Below are 17,747 nucleotides of genomic sequence, written 5' to 3'. Positions count from 1 at the left end.
AGGGGGCAGGTGCTAGCCTGTCCCTGACAGTCAAGGTCGGGACAACCGACCGCCAACAACAGCAGGAAACGGGGGATCGGATCGATCCCCGCCCCAAAGGAAGGAACCACGATGACGACCACCACCAGGCGCACTTTCATGGCCGGCGCTGCCGGCGCCGCCACCCTGCCCGTCTTCTCCATCAGGGCCTCGGCCCAGCAGTCGCTCAACGTGACGATCGCCGCGAGCCACCCGGTCCAGAATTTCTGGGTCTCGATGATGAAGAACGTCTTCCAGCCGGAGGTCGAGAAGCATCTGCGCGACAACGGCAACCAGGTGCGCGTCAACTGGCGCGAGTCCTACGGCGGCACGCTTTACAAGTTCCAGGACACCATGGAGGCCGTGCGCGACAACATCACCGACATCGGCTATGTCGGCACGCTCTGGGAAGGCTCGACCATGCCGCTCCAGAACGTCAGCTATTTCACGCCCTTCACGACCGGCGACCATGGCCTTGTCGCCCGCACCTTCGACCAGTTGAACGAGACGGTTCCGGCCATCAAGCAGAACTGGAACGGCCTCAACATGGTGCCGCTCTCCTCGTTCATCACTGACACCTACCACATCTGGTCGACCTTCCCGGTGCGCACCCTCGACGATCTGCGCAACCGCAAGATCTCGGCGCCCGGCACCTCGGCCAACTGGCTCACCGGCACCGGCGCCACCCCGGTCGACGGCGCGCTGACCACCTACTACACGGACATCCAGACCGGCGTGTCGGAAGGCGCCCTGTCCTTCTTCGTCGGCATCCTGCCGACCCGCGTTTACGAGGTGGCGAAATACGTCTGCAAATGCGACGTGGGCGCCATGTATGTCGGCGGCATCGCCGCCAACAAGCAGCGCCATGACCGCTGGCCGGCAGCCTTCCAGAAGGCCGTCGCCGAGGCCGGCAAGATCACCACCCAGAAGCACATCGAGGACGTGTCCTCGCGCATCGACGCCGCCGAGAAGGAGATGGTGTCCAAGGGTTCGATCATCACCACCATGGCCGATGCCGAGCGCAAGCGCTGGATCGGCGGACTTCCGAACATCGCCAAGACCTGGGCCGACACGTCCGGCCCGGCGGCGCGCGACGTCCTCAAGGCCTATTTCGCCGCCATCCGCGCCGCCGGCAAGACGCCGGGACGCGACTGGGATCGCGAAGCCGCGAGCTGAGCCAAACGCACGGGCGCCGGGCTCTCTGCCCGGTGCCCGCCTGCATTCTGACCCGCAGACATCGGAGAGACACGCATGGCCGACGACATCGACGTCTCGGCGATCGACCGCGGAACGGCGCCGCAGCCGTTCGACCCCGTGCGATTCGTCCTCGATGCGTTGGCGGCCATTGGCACCGTCTGGACCTTCGGGCTGATGCTGCTCATCTGCGCCGACGTCATCGGCCGGTCGTTCCTGAGCATGCCGATCACCGGCGTCTCCGAGATCGCCGCCCATTCCATTGTCGGCATCGTCTTCCTGCAGATCGGTGCGACGATCTACGCCCGTCGCATGACACGCGCCGATTTCCTGATCGAGGGGCTGCTGCACCGTCATCCCGGGTTTGGCCGCCTCGTCGAGGCGCTGTTCCTGCTGATCGGCGCGGCCGTGATGGCCTTCGTCGCCTGGGCCGGCTGGCCCGGCATGTGGACCTCGCTCGCCGCCCGCGAATATTTCGGCGTCCAGGGACTGTTCACGGTGCCCACCTGGCCGTTCCGCGCCCTCATCATCCTCGGCGGGGTCGCAGGCGCCCTCGCCTATCTCATGCTGTTCGTCGCCGAGATCGGTGGCCGGCGCGCACCGGCCAGGGGCTGACCGACGATGGAAGACGTCACGCTTGGATTCCTGCTGATCGGCGCCATGGTCGGGCTGATCCTGCTCGGCCTGCCCATCGGCCTGTCGCTCATCGGCACCGGGGCGCTCGGCGTCTGGCTCATCCGCGACAATATCGACCTCGCCTTCCGCTTCACGGCGCTCGCCACCTATTCCGGCATCCAGGATTATCTCTTCGCCACCATTCCGCTCTTCGTGCTGATGGGGCTGCTCGTCAGCATTTCCGACGTCGGCAAGGACACGTTCGAGGTGGCGCAGGCGCTGCTGCGCCGCATCCGCGGCGGCCTCGGTATGGCGACGGTTGCGGCCAATGCCGTCTTCGCCGCCGTCACCGGCGTCTCCATCGCCTCGGCAGCGGTCTTCACCAAGGTCGCGGTGCCGGAAATGGTGCGCCACGGCTACACCATGCGCTTCGCCACCGGCACGGTCGCCGGCTCCTCCATCCTCGGCATGCTCATCCCGCCGAGCCTCCTGATGATCGTCTATGGCGTGCTGTCGGAAGTCTCGATCGGCAAGATGTTCGTCGCCGGCGTCATTCCCGGCATCCTCCTCGCCCTGGGCTTCACCGCGATGATCTGGCTCTACGCCACCTTCCGGCCGGGGCGGATCTTCGTCGACGCCAACCACACCGCCGACGACGAGGACGCCGCGATGGGAACCGGCGAGATGCTCGCCAAGTCCGTACCCATCGCCTGCCTCGTGGTCCTCATCCTCGGCGGCCTCTACACCGGTTTCTTCACGCCGACGGAGGCTGGCGCCGTCGGCGCGGCCGGTGCTCTGGTCATCGCCCTCGTCCGCCGCCGGCTCGACTGGCCGAAGTTCTGGCGCGTGCTGAAGGAGGCGGGCCTCGTCTCCGCCTCCATCCTCTTCCTGCTCATCGCCGCCAGCCTCTATTCACGCATGCTGTCCATGGCCGGCGTTCCCAATGCCATCGGCGATTTCGTCCAGCACCTCGGCCTCGGCTCCTACGGCTTCCTCTTCGCCTTCGTCATTGTCGTCCTGCTGATGGGCATGATCCTCGATTCCACGTCGATCCTGCTGATCATGGTGCCGATCGGCGCGCCCATCGCGGCGGCCATGGGCTTCGACCTCATCCACTTCGGCATCATGACCATCATCGCGGTGGAGATGGGCCTGCTGACGCCGCCCTTCGGCATATCGGTGTTCACCGTGAAGGCGACGCTGGGAGACCCGAAGGTCGGCATCGAGACGATCTTCGCCGGCACCATCCCCTATCTCGCCGTGATGGCGGTCTGCCTCGTGCTGATCGCCTTCTTCCCCTTCCTCGCCACCGCGCTGGTGAAGTGACGCCATGCTGAGCTTCAACGAACACAACCTGACCGACGAGGTCGTCAAGCGCTTCGCGGATTGCCCCGATCCCCGCCTCAAGCAGGTGATCCAGGCGCTGGTCCGTCACGCCCACGCCTTCGTCAAGGAAGTGGAACTGACGGAAGCCGAGTGGATCACCGCCATCGGCTTCCTCACCCGAACCGGCCACATGTGCGACGACAGGCGGCAGGAGTTCATCCTGCTGTCGGACGTGCTCGGCATCTCCATGCTGGTCGATGCCATCAATCACCGCATGCCGGACGGCGCCACCGAGACCACGGTGCTCGGCCCCTTCTATCTCGGCGAGCACCGGGTGACGCCCTTCGGCGCCGACATCGCGGCCGATGAACCGGGCGAGCGGCTCTTCGTCGAGGGCACGGTCGCCTCACCCGACGGCAAGCCCATCGCGGGGGCGGCCGTCGACATCTGGCACTCCGACGACGAGGGCTTCTACGATGCCCAGAAGGGCACCGAGGAGCCCTCGCTGCGCGCCCGCTTCATCACCGACGCAGAGGGCCGCTTCGGCTTCCGCACCATCGTGCCGTCGAGCTACCCGATCCCGCATGACGGTCCGGTCGGGCAACTGCTGGAAGCGACGAAGCGCCACCCGATGCGGCCGGCGCACATCCACTTCCGCATCGCCGCACCCGGGCACGAGACGCTGGTGACGCATCTCTTCATGCCGGGCGATCCCTGGCTGGAGAGCGATGCGGTCTTCGGCGTCAAGGAAAGCCTGGTCGCCACGCTGGCGGACAGGGCAGGCGGCACCTATCCGGGCGGAGAGCCCGCGCCGGATCAGTGGAAGTATCTCAACCACGATTTCGGGCTGAAGCCGCTGGCGACGACGGCCTGAGGCCAGGCGGAGCCGTCAGCGCATCGCCGGAAGGCAGAGGATGCCGCCTTCCGGGCCGATCAGCACGGAGGCGACGGCGAAGGCGGTGATCCCGAGACCGACCGCAAGGGAGGCTGCCGGGCTGCGCGCAAAACTCTTCAGGCTCGCCACGCCCATGGAACTCGCCATGACGGCGGGCAGGGTGCCGAGGCCGAAACCGAGCATCAGGCCGGCGCCGCCGAAGCCCGTGCCGGTGAGCATGGCGGTGAACAACGCGCCATAGACCATCGCGCAGGGCATGAACCCCCAGATCACGCCGACTGCCATCGGCGCGCCGACCCCGAACCCGGGGTGGCGGGTGTTGAAGGTCATGATCGCCGTGCCGATGGGTGCGGCGAGCCGGTCGAAGGCGACCAGCGAGGGGATGATCCCGGCCGTCGACAGGCCGATCCAGCCAAGCGTCACCGCGCTCGCCCATTGCAGCACGCGATAGGCTGCGGTCTGGTCGAAGGCGCCCGCCAGCGACGAGCCGAAGGAGCCGAGAATGCCGCCGGCCACCGCATAGGCGACGACCCGGCCGATCTGCGTGATGAAGAGGGTGCGCGCGCGCTGGCTCATGTCGCCCTCGGGGTGGACGGTGAGCATCAACGCCGACCCGATGCTGCCGCACATGCCGGCGCAATGCAGGCTGGAGGCAAACCCCATCAGCATGCCGGCGACGATGGTGAGCGACGAGGGAAACATCCCCTTGGATCTCCGCCTGAATCCTGGCGCGTCAGACGGCGGCCGAGTGCCGCCCCGCCTTGGCGAGATGCGCATCAAACAACGAAGCGACGACCCGCACCAGAGGCCGGCCGGCATCGCTGACGATGACGGTCCGGGCCTTGCGCGAGACCAGCCCCTCGTGCTCCAGCGGCTGCAGGCGGGCGAGGTCGGCATCGAAGAAGTCGTTCGGGACTCCATGCCGACGGGCCACCGCCTCGAGGTCGGCCGAAAAATCGCACATCAGCCGCTCGATGGCGTCGCCCCGCACCCGATCCTCGAGCGACAGGGCAAGGCCGCGCACGGTCGCTGGTTCTCCCGCGTCGATGGCGCGCTGGTAGCCGCCGATATCGGGGGCGTTCTGGACGAAGCCCTGCGGAAGCCGGCCGATGGCCGAGGCGCCGAAGCCGAGCAGCGCCTCCGCGTCGTCGGTCGTGTAGCCCTGGAAGTTGCGCTTCAGGGTCTGATCCCGCGCCATCCGCGCCATGGAATCGGAGGGCAGCGCAAAATGGTCGAGGCCGATGGCCTCGTAACCATGGGCGATGAGCGCATCGCGCGCCGCGTTCGCCTGCCGGAACCGCTCCGCCGCATCGGGCAGCGCCGCCTCGTCGATCAGCCGCTGGTGCGTCTTGAACCATGGGACATGGGCATAGCCGAACAGCGAGATGCGTCCCGGCTCCAGCGCCACGGCGAGATCGATGGTGCGCAGCAGATCCTCGAGGCTCTGGTGCGGAAGCCCGTACATGAGATCGAAGCTCAGGGCGTCGATGCCCGCCCGATGCAGCGCCTCCACGGCCGCCACGACGAGGTCGTAGGGCTGAACCCGCCCGATGGCCTCCTGCACATGGGGATTGAGGTCCTGCACGCCGAGGCTGGCGCGGTTGACACCGACGCGGGCAAGCGTCGCGGCCAGACTGTCGTCAACCTGGCGGGGATCGAGTTCGATCGCATGCTCGGCGTCGCGTCCGATCCCGAACCTGAGGGCGAGGCGCTCAGCGACGGATGCGAGGCCGGCCTCGCCCAGCATGGTGGGCGTGCCGCCGCCCCAGTGGATGTGTTTGACACGACGGGCCGGAGTGAGCGCGGCGATGAGGTCGACCTCGGCTTCCAAATGCCGGCGGTAGGCATCGATCGGCTCGACCTTGCGGGTGACCTTGGTGTGGCAGCCGCAGTAGGAACACATCGTCTGGCAGAACGGCACGTGGAGGTAGAGCGACAGGCTTGTCTCCGCCGAGAGCTGCCCGAGCCAGTCGCGATAGACCGCACCCTTCACCGCAGGGCCGAAATGCGGCGCGGTCGGATAGGACGTGTAGCGGGGCACCGACCGCTCGGCGAGCGCGATATTGCCCGATGAGGCCGGGAAAGCGGCCGGTGACGATTCGGCGGAGGCGGGCTGAGCCAGCGTCATGGAAGTCATGGGGGCGGACCTGACGACGAGTGGGGAAGACGGCGTCTTCCTGCCTGTTATCCCCAATCGCCCAGGTTCCGACTGCGCGCCTTGATCAAAATCAAGCAATTCGGTGGAACTCTGGGACTTTTTCGAGGCAGCTTGATACACATCAATGTCCCGCAGAGCCCGCCTGCCATTGGTGTGTGCAATGCGGCATCGCCACCACAGGCGGCCGCCCGCTGCCACGGACGAGGGGCATCACATGAGCCAAGTTCTAGCCCAAAAGAGGATTTCCATAGCGGAGATCGGGTCATCAGTTGCCTTTGTGGCGACCGCCATCCTGTGCCTGTTCGCCGCATCGGGCTCGGTGGATCCGGCCTATTCGTTCCACCTCTATCTCTTCGTGGCAGCCGCGATCGGCGCGGTGTTCCTGATCGCCAACAGCCATGTGGAGCGCGCGGCCGTCATTCCGCAGGAGATCGACGGTAAGCCCAACTACAACATGGGTCCCGTCCGGTTCGCCACGGTGGCCGCGGTGTTCTGGGGCATTGCCGGCTTCACGGTGGGGCTCATCATCGCCTCGCAACTCGCCTGGCCGGTGCTGAATTTCGATCTGCCCTGGACCAATTTCGGCCGCCTGCGCCCGCTGCACACCTCGGCGGTCATCTTCGCCTTCGGCGGCAACGTGCTGCTGGCGACGTCCTTCTACGTGGTGCAGAAGACCTCCCGCGCCCGTCTGGCCGGCGAGATCGCGCCGTGGTTCGTCATCCTCGGCTACAACTTCTTCATCGTCATCGCCGGCACCGGCTACCTGCTCGGCATCACCCAGGGCAAGGAATACGCCGAGCCCGAATGGTACGCCGACCTGTTCCTGACCGTCGTCTGGGTCACCTACCTCCTCGTCTTCCTCGCGACGCTCTGGAAGCGCAAGGAGCCGCACATCTTCGTGGCGAACTGGTTCTATCTGGCCTTCATCGTCACCATCGCAGTCCTGCACCTCGGCAACAACGCCGCGATCCCGGTCTCGATCTACTCGCCGAAGAGCTACATCGTCTGGTCCGGCGTCCAGGACGCCATGTTCCAGTGGTGGTACGGCCATAACGCGGTCGGCTTCTTCCTGACCGCCGGCTTCCTCGCCATCATGTACTACTTCGTGCCGAAGCGCGCGGAGCGGCCGATCTACTCCTACCGGCTGTCCATCGTGCACTTCTGGGCCCTGATCTTCCTCTATATCTGGGCCGGCCCGCACCACCTGCACTACACGGCCCTGCCCGACTGGGCGCAGACCCTGGGCATGACCTTCTCGGTGATGCTGTGGATGCCCTCCTGGGGCGGCATGATCAACGGCCTCATGACGCTCTCCGGCGCCTGGGACAAGCTGCGCACCGACCCGGTCCTGCGCATGATGGTGGTATCGCTCGCCTTCTACGGCATGTCGACCTTCGAGGGTCCGCTCATGTCCATCAAGGCGGTGAACTCCCTGTCGCACTACACCGACTGGACCATCGGCCACGTCCACTCCGGTGCCCTGGGCTGGGTCGCCTACGTGTCGTTCGGCGCGATCTACTGCCTGGTTCCCTGGCTGTGGAACAAGAAGCAGCTCTATTCGAACCGCCTGGTCGAATGGCACTTCTGGGTCTCGACCCTCGGCATCGTGTTCTACATCTCGGCGATGTGGGTCGCCGGCATCATGCAGGGCCTGATGTGGCGCGCCTACACCGCGCTCGGCTTCCTCGAATACTCGTTCATCGAGACCGTCGATGCCATGCACCCCTACTACGTGATCCGTGCTCTCGGCGGCGCCCTGTTCGTCGTCGGCTCGCTGATCATGGCCTACAACCTGATCATGACGGTGCGCCAGGGCGAGGCTGAAGAGCCTGAAGCCGCCCCCGCCCTCGTGGCCGCCGAGTAAGGAGGTCGAACGATGTCTCTCTGGAACAAGCACGCGATCTTCGAGAAGAACTCGATCATCCTCACCATCGGCATCCTCGTGGTCGTCTCCATCGGCGGCCTCGTGGAGATCGCTCCGCTCTTCTACCTGAGGAGCACGATCGAGAAGGTGGAAGGGGTCCGCCCCTACACCCCCCTGGAACTGGCGGGACGCGCCATCTATGTGCGCGAAGGCTGCTACAACTGCCACAGCCAGATGATCCGACCGCTGCGCGACGAGGTCGAACGCTACGGCCACTACTCGCTCGCGGCCGAGAGCATGTACGACAAGCCCTTCCAGTGGGGCTCCAAGCGCACCGGCCCGGATCTGGCCCGCGTCGGCGGCAAGTACTCGGACGAGTGGCATGTCGCCCACCTCGCCAATCCCCGTTCGATCGTCCCGCAGTCGATCATGCCGGGCTACGCCTTCCTCGCCCAGGCCGAGATCCGGCCCGAGCAGGTGGCGGGCCACCTGAGGACCAACCGCCTCGGCGGCGTCCCCTACACGCCGGAGCAGATCGACAATGCGCTGGCCGACCTGCGCACCCAAGTGAACCCGGACAGCCCGAACGTGCAGGCGCTCCAGGCCCGCTATCCCGGTGCAACGGCCCGCGCCTTCGGCGGCAACGCTGCGGCGGCGGCCAATGGAACCGTCACGGAGATGGACGCGCTCGTCGCCTATCTCCAGGTACTCGGGACCATGGTCGACTTCCGCACCTACGACGCCCGCGCGAACATGCGCTGAGCGGGAGGGAGATCATGAGCACCTATTCAACTCTCGCCAGCTTCGCCCAGACCGTCGGGCTTCTCTACTTCGTCGGCATGTTCCTGGCGATCGCTGTCTACGCCTTCTGGCCCCGCAACAAGCAGCGCTTCGACGAGGCCGCCAATATCCCTCTGAGGGAGGACTGATCCATGGCCGACCAACATCCTGAGATCGACGCTGCCACAGGCCGAACCACGACCGGTCACGAGTGGGACGGCATCAAGGAACTGAACTCGCCCCTTCCGAAGTGGTGGCTCTACATCTTCTACGCCACCATCGTCTGGTCGATCGGCTACTGGATCGTCTATCCGGCCTGGCCGCTGGTCACCAGCTACACCAAGGGCGCCTTCGGCTATTCATCGCGCCAGGAGGTGGTGCGCGATCTCGATGCCCTCAGGGCGCTGCGCGCCGAGCGGGCCGGTGCGCTCGCCCGGACCGACATCGCCGACATCGCCAAGGATCCGACGCTGCTGACCTTCGCCCTCGCCCAGGGCAAGGCCGCCTTCGGCGACAACTGCGCCCCCTGCCATGGCCTGTCGGCCACCGGCACGCGCGGCTTCCCGAACCTGCGCGACGACTCCTGGCTCTGGGGTGGGTCCATCCAGGACATCCACCAGACCATCGCCTACGGCATCCGCAACGGCGATGATCGCGCCCGGCAGGGCAACATGCCGGCGCTCGGCGGCCCCAACGGCGTGCTCAAGCCGGACGAGGTCGTCACGGTGGCCAACTTCGTGCGCTCGATGTCCGGCCAGTCCACCCGGCCCGGCACAGACCTCGCAAAGGGCAAGGAGCTGTTCATCACCAACTGCGCCGCCTGCCACGGCGAGGACGGCCGCGGCAACCGCGAGCTCGGCTCGCCGAACCTGACGGGGCGCAACTGGGTCTATGGCTCGGACGAGCGGACCATCATCGAGACGATCAACAATGGCCGCGGCGGCGTCATGCCCGGCTGGACGACCCGCCTCGACGAAACGACCGTGAAGGCCCTCGCCGTCTATGTCCACGCCCTCGGCGGCGGCCAGTAACGGATTACATTGTCGCGACATCGGGGGCGCGTGCTACGGAAGTGGTACGCGCCCTCGTCTTTTCTGGCGCTGCACTGCAACGGCGTTGAGGCAGGTCAAGGTTGTCTGATGGCCTTTGGTCGATGCTATAAAGGCTGCGCCACAGGTGGCGCTTTTTCCCCCCGGAAACCGCCATGTCCGATGTCCTCAATACCCCTCCCTCCAAGGCTCGTCCCGGCGCCATGGAGGCGCCGGCCGTCTCCAGCGAGGACGAGCCACTCTACGAGGGTCGACGGGAGATCTACCAGCAGAGCGTCAAGGGGCGCCTGAGGACGGTCAAGTGGGCGGTCCTCTTCGCCTGCCTCGGCGTCTACTATTTCCTGCCCTTCCTGCGCTGGTATCGGGGTCCAAACCAGCCGGACCAGGCCGTTCTCGTCGACATCGCGAACAACCGCTTCTACTTCTTCTTCATCGAGATCTGGCCGCAGGAAGTCTATTATTTCACCGGTCTCCTGGTGATGGCCTCGCTGGTCCTGTTCCTGATGAACGCGGTCGCCGGCCGTGTCTGGTGCGGCTATCTCTGCCCGCAGACGGTCTGGACCGACCTCTTCACGGTGGTGGAACGCTGGGTCGAGGGCGACCGGCGCGAGCGCATGATCGCCGACGCCCGGCCCATGAGCGCCGCCAAGGTCGGACGCAAGGCGCTCAAGCATTTTCTCTGGCTGATGATCGCCTGGTGGACCGGCGGCGCGTGGGTTCTCTATTTCGCCGACGCTCCGACCCTGGTGAAGGACCTCGCCACCTTCCAGGCCCCCATGGTGGCCTATATCTGGATCGGCATCCTCACCTTCACCACCTATTCGCTCGCCGGGCTGATGAAGGAACAGGTCTGCCTCTACATGTGCCCCTGGCCACGCATCCAGGCGGCCCTGACCGACCAGTATGCCCTCAACGTCACCTACCGCTACGACCGCGGCGAGCCGCGCATGTCGGTGAAGGCGGCGGCCAAGGCGCGCGAGGCCAGCGAGCCCGCCGGTGACTGTATCGACTGCCGCCAGTGCGTTGTCGTCTGCCCCACCGGCGTCGACATCCGCGACGGCTCGCAGCTCGGCTGCATCCAGTGCGGCCTGTGCATCGACGCCTGCAACTCCGTCATGGCCAAGGTGAACCAGCCGCTCGGTCTGATCGCCTACGACAACGACGTCAATATCGATCGCCGCCGCCAGGGGCTCGACGAGGTCTATCCGCTCATCCGCACCCGCACCGTGCTCTACGCCGCCATGATCGGGGCCGTTGCTCTCGTCATGGTCTATGGCCTGATGACGCGCTCGTTCACGGACCTGTCGGTGCTGCATGATCGCAACCCGCTCTTCGTTCAGCTCTCGGACGGCTCGATCCGCAACAGCTACACCGTCCGCCTGCTCAACAAGCGGCCGCTACACCGGATCTTCGTGCTGGCCGTCGATGAACTGCCGCTGGCGCGCGTCAATGCTGTCGGCATCACCATGACCTCCGGCGACTGGCCCGTCATCGACGTCGGACCGGATTCGACCCGCGAGGTCATCGTCCATGTCACCGCGCCGAACACGGCGAACCTGCCGCCGTCGAGCCGCATCACCTTCAGGATCACGGAACTCGGATCCGGCGAAAAGGTGAGCGTGCGAGACCATTTCATTGCCCGTTGACCAAAGAGGATAGGTCCGATGTCCCCCGCCATCCCCGCCACCGCGCCCGCACCGGTCAAGGAACGACGCCTGACAGGCCGCATGGTCTTCATCGGCTTCGTCGTGTTCTTCGGCATCATCTTCGCCGTCAACGCGCTGATGCTCACGCTCGCCCTCGACACCATGCCGGGGACGACGACCGACAGTTCCTACCGCGCCAGCCAGCGCTTCAACCGCGACCTCGCCGCCGCCCGCGAACGGACCGCCCGCGGCTGGACGGTCGATGCGCGTGTCGAGCGCGATCCGACCGGCATCGCCGCGATGACCGTCTCGGTGCGCGAACCGGAGGGCACCCCCGTCGAGCGGATCGCGGTCAAGGCGCGCCTGATGCATCCGGTCCATCGGGTCAATGACCGCACCTTCGACGTGACCCGCAGCGGCACCGGGTTCTTTGCCGGCACGACCGAGGGCGTGGTGGCGGGCGCCCATGACCTCGTCATCGAGATCGATCGGGACGGCGAGGTGCTCTACCGCTCGCGCAACCGCGTCATGCTTCCCTGACGCAGGACGCAACCGGCCATGAGCAGCACCGTCGTCGAACCCCTGCCGAAAGGACCCGCCATCGCTGCGCCTGCGGCGGTGATCCCGTCGGTGGGCGCTGCAGGCACCGATCTGTCGCTGTTCGTCGAGCCCTTGGGGGACGGCCGCGCGCGGATGGACTTCGCCGTCGACGGCATCACCTGCGCCGCCTGCATGCCGGTGATCGAGCAGGGTCTTTCGCGCGTTCAGGGTATTACGTCCGCCCGTGTCAACCTGACCCACCGGCGCCTTTCGGTCGAATGGCGCGAGGACGCCATCACGCCGCAGCGCATCGTCGAACGCCTCACCGCGCTCGGCTTCCGCGCCTTCCCCTTCGATCCGAAGGCCGTGGAGGGCGAGGAGGCCCGGGAGGCCCGGTTCCTGCTCCAGTGCCTCGGCGTCGCCGGCTTCGCCATGATGAACATCATGCTGCTGTCGGTATCGGTGTGGTCCGGCAATGTCTCCGACATCACGCCCGAGCAGCGCGACTTCTTCCACTGGCTCTCCGCACTTATCGCCGTGCCGGCCGTCGCCTATGCCGGCCGCCCCTTCTTCCGCTCGGCCCGCATGGCGCTGGCCGCCCACCAGCTCAACATGGACGTGCCGATCTCGCTCGGCGTGCTCCTCGCCGTCGGCATGTCGCTGGTCGAGACCTGGAACCACGCGACCCACGCCTATTTCGACAGCGCCGTGATGCTGCTCTTCTTCCTGCTCACCGGCCGCTATTTCGAACAGCTCATGCGCCGCAAGACGCGGGCGGTGGCCGCCAACATCGCCGCGCTCAAGGCGGAGACGGCGCTGAAGATCCTGCCCGACGGGTCGCTGCGCCAGGTGCCGATCGCGGCGGTCGCGGCTGGGGACACCGTCCTGGTGCGGCCGGGCGAGCGCGTCTCGGTGGACGGGCTCATCATCGAGGGCCACTCCTCCCTCGACCAGAGCCTCGTCACCGGCGAAACCCTGCCGCAGGCCGTCGCGCCGGGGGATTCCGTCTATGCAGGAACGCTGAACACGTCCGGAACGCTGAAGGTCGAGGTGAAGGCGGCCGCCCGCGGCACGCTGCTGGACGAGGTGAGCCATCTTCTCGAAACGGCGCTGGAATCGCGGTCGAGCTATCGCCGGCTCGCCGACAGGGCGGCGGCATTCTATTCGCCGGTCGTCCACCTGACCGCCATCGCCACCCTCGCCGGCTGGATCATCGCCGGGCTCGCCTGGCAGCCCGCCCTGATCATCGCCATCACAGTGCTGATCATCACCTGCCCCTGCGCGCTGGGACTGGCCATTCCGGCAGTTCAGGTCGTCGCCTCCGGCGCGCTGTTCAAGGCCAACGTCCTGCTGCAGTCCGGCGACGCTCTCGAGCGCCTCGCGGAGGTCGACACGGTCGTCTTCGACAAGACCGGCACGCTCACCCTGCCGGAGCCGGCGCTCGACCTGCCCTCCGGCGTGCCGGTCGACATCCTGGCCGTGGCCGGGTGCCTCGCCCTGTCGTCGCACCACCCGCTGGCGCGGGCCGTCGCTGCCACTTTTCCCGATGCGCGTCCCCTGTCCGATGCCGTCGAGGAGCCAGGGCGCGGCGTCCGCGCGATGGTCGCGGGCACCGAAGTCCGCCTCGGCAGCCTCGGATTCTGCGATGCGGAAGCGGAGGGCGCGGCCGTCGCTGCTCGCCATCCCGACGCTTCCCTCATCGCCTTCCGCCATGGCGACGAGCGCCATGTCTTCGCCGTCCGCCAGGTTCTGAGGCCCGACGCGACCGCCGTCGTCCGGGCGCTCCGCAACGCCGGCCTGGAGATCGAGATCCTGTCTGGCGACCGAGCCGAGGCCGTGACGGCAGTTGCCGGCGAACTCGGCATCACCGCTGCCACCGGCGGCCTGAAGCCGGCCGACAAGATGGCCCGCCTTGACGTGCTGAAGGCGGAGGGCCGGCGGGTCCTGATGGTCGGCGACGGCCTCAACGATGCGCCAGCGCTCGCCAGGGCGCATGTCTCGATGTCACCGATCACCGCCGTCCATCTGACCCAGGCCGCGGCCGATGCAGTGTTTCTCGGCGATCGCCTCGCGCCGGTCGCCCATGCGCTCGCCGTGTCGCGCACAGCGGTCAGGCTGATGAAGGAAAACCTCTGGATCGCGGTGGTCTACAATGCCATCGCCGTGCCCATCGCCATTGCCGGCCTGGTCACGCCCCTGATCGCCGCGCTCGCCATGTCGGGTTCATCCATCATCGTGACCGCCAACGCGCTGCGCGCGCGTCGCGGCCGGCTCTAGGGATCGATTGCCATGGACGTCCTCGTCTATCTCGTCCCGCTGGCGCTGGGCCTCGGAGGCCTCGGCCTCGCGGCTTTCCTCTGGTCGCTGAAGTCCGGCCAGTATGACGACCTCGACGGCGCCGCCTGGCGCGCGATCATGGATGACGACGACAGGATTCCGGACGCGGCGCGGGTGCAGCCGGGTCAGGAGGCGGACGGCGGAACCGCCTTGACGAAGCCGACGCTGCCCGGCCGGAAGTCGTGAGCGATCAGGGCATGGCCGACATCGGTCCATGCCATCAGCCGCTCTTCCTCCTGCCATGTGCCCGAATCCTCGATGAGGATGGATGAGCAGCCATCGAGGCGCGCCAGTTCATCGATGAAATCGAACAGGGTGTTGGCGGCCGTGCTCGCCGGCAGTTCCGCCTTGGAGAGGTAGGACACCTCCAGCCTCCGTCCCGAACGAGGGTCCGGCGCAATGCGGAAGAGACATGCGGCATGCACATAGCCGCGCTGGTCGCTGACGACGATGCATCCCGCCTTGGGGCGTTTGGCCGCGCCCAAACGGGTCAGATGTGCCCGCCAGGCATCGATTTCGATGTCCGGGTAGCATAGTCTGACCAGGCCGAAGACGGTCATGGCCTCTTTCGCATCGATGATGCGGGCGGTAAACATCGGGATGGGAAGTCCCCACGGTGCGTGATTGCTGAAAGGATGAGGAGAGGGTCACGAAGCGTCCTTGTTCTGGATCAATTTGAGAGTATGAATGTCGCATATGTCGCTTATCCTGAATGCGTGGTTCCCCCACAAAGGGTCACTGCCATGACCGAAACGGCTGAAGTCGGCGCTCCCCGGGCGCAGCACGCCTGCGGACGACAGGCCGGATCGAACTACTGCGACAAGTGCAAGGTGCGGTCGCTGGCTGTCTGCGCCGCGCTCGAACCCAACGAGCTGAACGAACTCGACGACATCGTCCACCACATCCACATCGACGGTAAGTCGACCTTCATCCATCAGGGCGAGACGGCCGAGTCCGTCTTCTCGGTGACCGAGGGCGTGGTCAGGCTCTACAAGCTCCTCTCCGACGGCCGCCGCCAGATCATCGGATTCGCAATGCCGGGCGACTTTCTGGGTCTCGCTCTCGAGAACCGCTACGGCTTCTCGGCGGACGCCGTGGATGACGTTGCGCTCTGCCGCTTCGATCGCCGCGAATTCGACACCCTCGTCACCGCCAAGCCGCACTTCCTGCGCCGCCTGCACGAGTTCGCAACGCATGAACTGGTCATCGCCCAGGAACAGATGACCCTCATCGGCCGCCGTTCGGCCGAGGAGCGCGTCGCCGCCTTCCTCGTCGCCATGCGCGAGCGCTGGGCCCGGATCAAGGGGCCGTCGGTCACCATCCAGTTGCCGATGCAGCGCATCGACATGGCCGACTATCTCGGCCTGACCATCGAGACGGTGAGTCGCACGCTGACCAAGCTCGCCCGCGACGGCGTCATCCTGATCGTGCCGGAGGCCGTGCGCGTCCTCGACGAGAAGAAGCTCGCCTCCATCGCCCGGGCCTGAGGCCCCGCCTCACGCCTTGAGCCGGTAGCCCGTCCGGAAGATCCAGCTGATGCCGGCAAGGCAGAGGGCGAGGAAGACGAGCGTCATGGCGACGCTCACCCCGATATGCACGTCCGCTGTGCCGAAGAAGCTCCAGCGGAAGCCGCTCACCAGATAGACGACGGGATTGAACAGGCTGATGGTCCGCCACAGCGGCGGCAGCATGTCGATGGAGTAGAAGCTGCCACCGAGAAAGGTCAGCGGCGTGACGACCAGCATCGGAACGAACTGAAGCTGCTCGAAGCCCTCCGCCCAGATGCCGATGATGAAGCCGAACAGGCTGAACGTGACCGCCGTCAGCACCAGGAAGGCCAGCATCCACAGTGGATGCTCGATCCTCAGCGGCACGAACAGCGCCGCCGTCGCAAGGATGATGAGCCCGAGGATCACTGATTTCGTCGCCGCCGCCCCCACATAGGCCGTGACGATCTCGAAGGTGGACACCGGCGCCGACAGCACCTCGTAGATCGTCCCGGTGAAGCGCGGGAAGTAGATGCCGAACGAGGCGTTGGAGATGCTCTGGGTCAGCAGCGACAGCATGATCAGCCCCGGCACGATGAAGGCGCCATAGGCGATGCCGTCGATCTCCTGCATGCGCGAGCCGATGGCCGCCCCGAATACGACGAAATAGAGCGAGGTCGAGATCACCGGCGAGACGATGCTCTGCCACAGCGTGCGCCAGGTCCGCGCCATCTCGAACAGGTAGATGGCCTTGATCGCATGGAGGTTCATCGGTCGCTCACGAGGTTGACGAAGATATCCTCGAGCGAACTCTGCCGCGTGTGGAGGTCCTTCAGACGCAGCCCCGCCTCGGCGAGGGCCTGCAGCAGGGCGGTGATGCCGGTGCGCTCGGCCTGGGTGTCGTAGGTATAGACGAGGGCATTGCCGCCGTCGGCCATCTCCAGCGCAAAGGGAGAGAGCGAGGCCGGCAGCGCCTCGACCCGCGACTGCAGGTCGATGGTCAGTTGCTTCTTGCCGAGCTTGGCCATTAGCGCGGCCTTGTCCTCGACGAGGATGATTTCCCCCTTCGAGATGACGCCGACGCGGTCGGCCATCTCCTCGGCTTCCTCGATGTAGTGGGTGGTGAGAATGATGGTCGCGCCGCCCTCGCGCAGGCGGCGCACGAGTTGCCACATGTCGCGCCTGAGCTCGACATCGACGCCGGCCGTCGGCTCGTCGAGAAAGAGCACCGACGGCTCGTGCGACAGGGCCTTGGCGATCATGACGCGCCGCTTCATGCCGCCGGACAGCGTCATGATCTTCGCATCCTTCTTGTCCCACAGGGAAAGCTCCTTGAGGATCCGCTCGATCAGGGCCGTGTCGGGCGGCTTGCCGAAGAGACCGCGGGAGAAGTTCACCGTCGCCCAGACCGATTCGAAGGAATCGGTCGTCAGTTCCTGCGGCACGAGACCGATGATGGTGCGTGCGGCGCGGTAATCAGTCGCAATGTCGTGACCGCCGACGGTGATAGAACCACCGCTGGGCCTGACGATGCCGCATATCGTCGAGATCAGCGTCGTCTTTCCGGCGCCATTCGGGCCGAGAAGGGCGAAAATCTCGCCCTGGCGGATATCGAGATCGACGTTTTTCAGCGCCTCGAAGCCCGATCCGTACCGTTTTGAGAGTTTGGCAACCTTAATGATGCTAGTCATGCAGCGGAACATAGGGGCCGCTGCCTCCCGATGGGAGGGGGTGAATGGCAGCAGCCCGCTCCCGGGTCGGGCGCCGTTCCCGGCGCCCGAAGGTCGACACCGCGAGCCCATCCGGCCAGAATGGCGTCGGGCATGATCCCGGTGTTC

At 66.3% G+C, this 17,747-nt stretch carries 17 protein-coding genes and 1 pseudogene; 13 read left to right on the top strand and 5 right to left on the bottom strand.

Features of this window, described 5'->3' with window-relative positions:
- The first annotated feature begins 111 nt into the window (after positions 1-111).
- The 4 genes from ACJ4V0_RS14040 (at position 112) to ACJ4V0_RS14025 (ending at position 4,027) form a co-directional block, all read left to right on the top strand.
- Positions 112-1,194 (top strand): C4-dicarboxylate TRAP transporter substrate-binding protein, encoded by a 1,083-nt coding sequence (locus ACJ4V0_RS14040; protein WP_448300207.1) that lies wholly within the window; start codon positions 112-114, stop codon positions 1,192-1,194.
- Positions 1,195-1,269: 75 nt separating this feature from the next.
- Entirely contained in the window at positions 1,270-1,827 is a 558-nt protein-coding gene (locus ACJ4V0_RS14035; protein WP_448300206.1) for a TRAP transporter small permease subunit, read from the top strand.
- Between the two features lie 6 nt (positions 1,828-1,833).
- Positions 1,834-3,153, top strand: coding sequence for a TRAP transporter large permease (locus ACJ4V0_RS14030; protein WP_448300205.1), 1,320 nt, complete (start codon positions 1,834-1,836; stop codon positions 3,151-3,153).
- Positions 3,154-3,157: 4 nt separating this feature from the next.
- The gene (locus ACJ4V0_RS14025; protein WP_448300204.1) at positions 3,158-4,027 is read left to right on the top strand and encodes an intradiol ring-cleavage dioxygenase; all 870 of its coding nucleotides are present in this window, start codon (positions 3,158-3,160) and stop codon (positions 4,025-4,027) included.
- Between the two features lie 15 nt (positions 4,028-4,042).
- Here the strand turns inward: ACJ4V0_RS14025 and ACJ4V0_RS14020 are convergent, their stop codons facing one another.
- Both ACJ4V0_RS14020 and hemN read right to left on the bottom strand, forming a co-directional pair.
- A complete protein-coding gene (locus tag ACJ4V0_RS14020; RefSeq protein WP_448300203.1) occupies positions 4,043-4,750 on the bottom strand; it encodes a sulfite exporter TauE/SafE family protein in 708 nt (235 codons plus the stop codon).
- 31 nt (positions 4,751-4,781) lie between these two features.
- Entirely contained in the window at positions 4,782-6,185 is a 1,404-nt protein-coding gene (hemN, locus tag ACJ4V0_RS14015) for an oxygen-independent coproporphyrinogen III oxidase (RefSeq protein WP_448300202.1), read from the bottom strand.
- 235 nt (positions 6,186-6,420) lie between these two features.
- Between hemN and ccoN the strand changes: the two genes are divergently transcribed.
- The 8 genes and pseudogenes from ccoN to ccoS all read left to right on the top strand — a co-directional run.
- Positions 6,421-8,070, top strand: coding sequence for a cytochrome-c oxidase, cbb3-type subunit I (gene ccoN / locus ACJ4V0_RS14010; protein ID WP_448300201.1), 1,650 nt, complete (start codon positions 6,421-6,423; stop codon positions 8,068-8,070).
- A 12-nt stretch (positions 8,071-8,082) separates the two neighbouring features.
- The gene (gene ccoO / locus ACJ4V0_RS14005) at positions 8,083-8,832 is read left to right on the top strand and encodes a cytochrome-c oxidase, cbb3-type subunit II (RefSeq protein ID WP_448300200.1); all 750 of its coding nucleotides are present in this window, start codon (positions 8,083-8,085) and stop codon (positions 8,830-8,832) included.
- A 14-nt stretch (positions 8,833-8,846) separates the two neighbouring features.
- Positions 8,847-8,999, top strand: a complete 153-nt coding sequence (locus ACJ4V0_RS14000) for a cbb3-type cytochrome c oxidase subunit 3 (RefSeq protein WP_448300199.1) — start codon at positions 8,847-8,849, stop codon at positions 8,997-8,999.
- Positions 9,000-9,002: 3 nt separating this feature from the next.
- On the top strand, positions 9,003-9,881 hold the full coding sequence (gene ccoP, locus ACJ4V0_RS13995) for a cytochrome-c oxidase, cbb3-type subunit III (protein ID WP_448300198.1): 879 nt from the start codon (positions 9,003-9,005) through the stop codon (positions 9,879-9,881).
- Between the two features lie 221 nt (positions 9,882-10,102).
- Complete coding sequence (gene ccoG / locus ACJ4V0_RS13990) at positions 10,103-11,545, top strand: cytochrome c oxidase accessory protein CcoG (RefSeq protein ID WP_448300244.1); 1,443 nt, start codon at positions 10,103-10,105, stop codon at positions 11,543-11,545.
- An 18-nt stretch (positions 11,546-11,563) separates the two neighbouring features.
- On the top strand, positions 11,564-12,085 hold the full coding sequence (locus ACJ4V0_RS13985) for a FixH family protein (RefSeq protein WP_448300197.1): 522 nt from the start codon (positions 11,564-11,566) through the stop codon (positions 12,083-12,085).
- 153 nt (positions 12,086-12,238) lie between these two features.
- Positions 12,239-14,362: a heavy metal translocating P-type ATPase gene (locus tag ACJ4V0_RS13980; RefSeq protein ID WP_448300243.1), complete on the top strand. Its 2,124-nt coding sequence runs from the start codon at positions 12,239-12,241 to the stop codon at positions 14,360-14,362.
- A gap of 12 nt (positions 14,363-14,374) precedes the next feature.
- Positions 14,375-14,512, top strand: a pseudogene (gene ccoS, locus ACJ4V0_RS13975) (cbb3-type cytochrome oxidase assembly protein CcoS); the annotation flags it as partial.
- Between the two features lie 35 nt (positions 14,513-14,547).
- Here the strand turns inward: ccoS and ACJ4V0_RS13970 are convergent.
- Complete coding sequence (locus tag ACJ4V0_RS13970; protein WP_448300196.1) at positions 14,548-15,018, bottom strand: hypothetical protein; 471 nt, start codon at positions 15,016-15,018, stop codon at positions 14,548-14,550.
- A gap of 147 nt (positions 15,019-15,165) precedes the next feature.
- On the opposite strand from ACJ4V0_RS13970, the gene ACJ4V0_RS13965 reads away from it, so the two are divergent.
- The gene (locus ACJ4V0_RS13965) at positions 15,166-15,909 is read left to right on the top strand and encodes a helix-turn-helix domain-containing protein (protein ID WP_448300195.1); all 744 of its coding nucleotides are present in this window, start codon (positions 15,166-15,168) and stop codon (positions 15,907-15,909) included.
- Between the two features lie 9 nt (positions 15,910-15,918).
- Here ACJ4V0_RS13965 and ACJ4V0_RS13960 read toward each other — a convergent pair whose 3' ends face one another.
- Both ACJ4V0_RS13960 and ACJ4V0_RS13955 read right to left on the bottom strand, forming a co-directional pair.
- Entirely contained in the window at positions 15,919-16,680 is a 762-nt protein-coding gene (locus tag ACJ4V0_RS13960) for an ABC transporter permease (RefSeq protein ID WP_448300194.1), read from the bottom strand.
- The gene (locus ACJ4V0_RS13955) at positions 16,677-17,600 is read right to left on the bottom strand and encodes an ABC transporter ATP-binding protein (protein WP_448300193.1); all 924 of its coding nucleotides are present in this window, start codon (positions 17,598-17,600) and stop codon (positions 16,677-16,679) included. Before ACJ4V0_RS13955 ends, ACJ4V0_RS13960 begins: the two co-directional genes overlap by 4 nt.
- Between the last annotated feature and the right edge of the window lie 147 nt (positions 17,601-17,747).

The sequence above is a fragment of the Phreatobacter aquiterrae genome, from assembly GCF_053471285.1.
The sequence above is the reverse complement of the archived record's forward strand: the minus strand, read 5'-3'. Positions and strand labels throughout refer to the sequence as shown.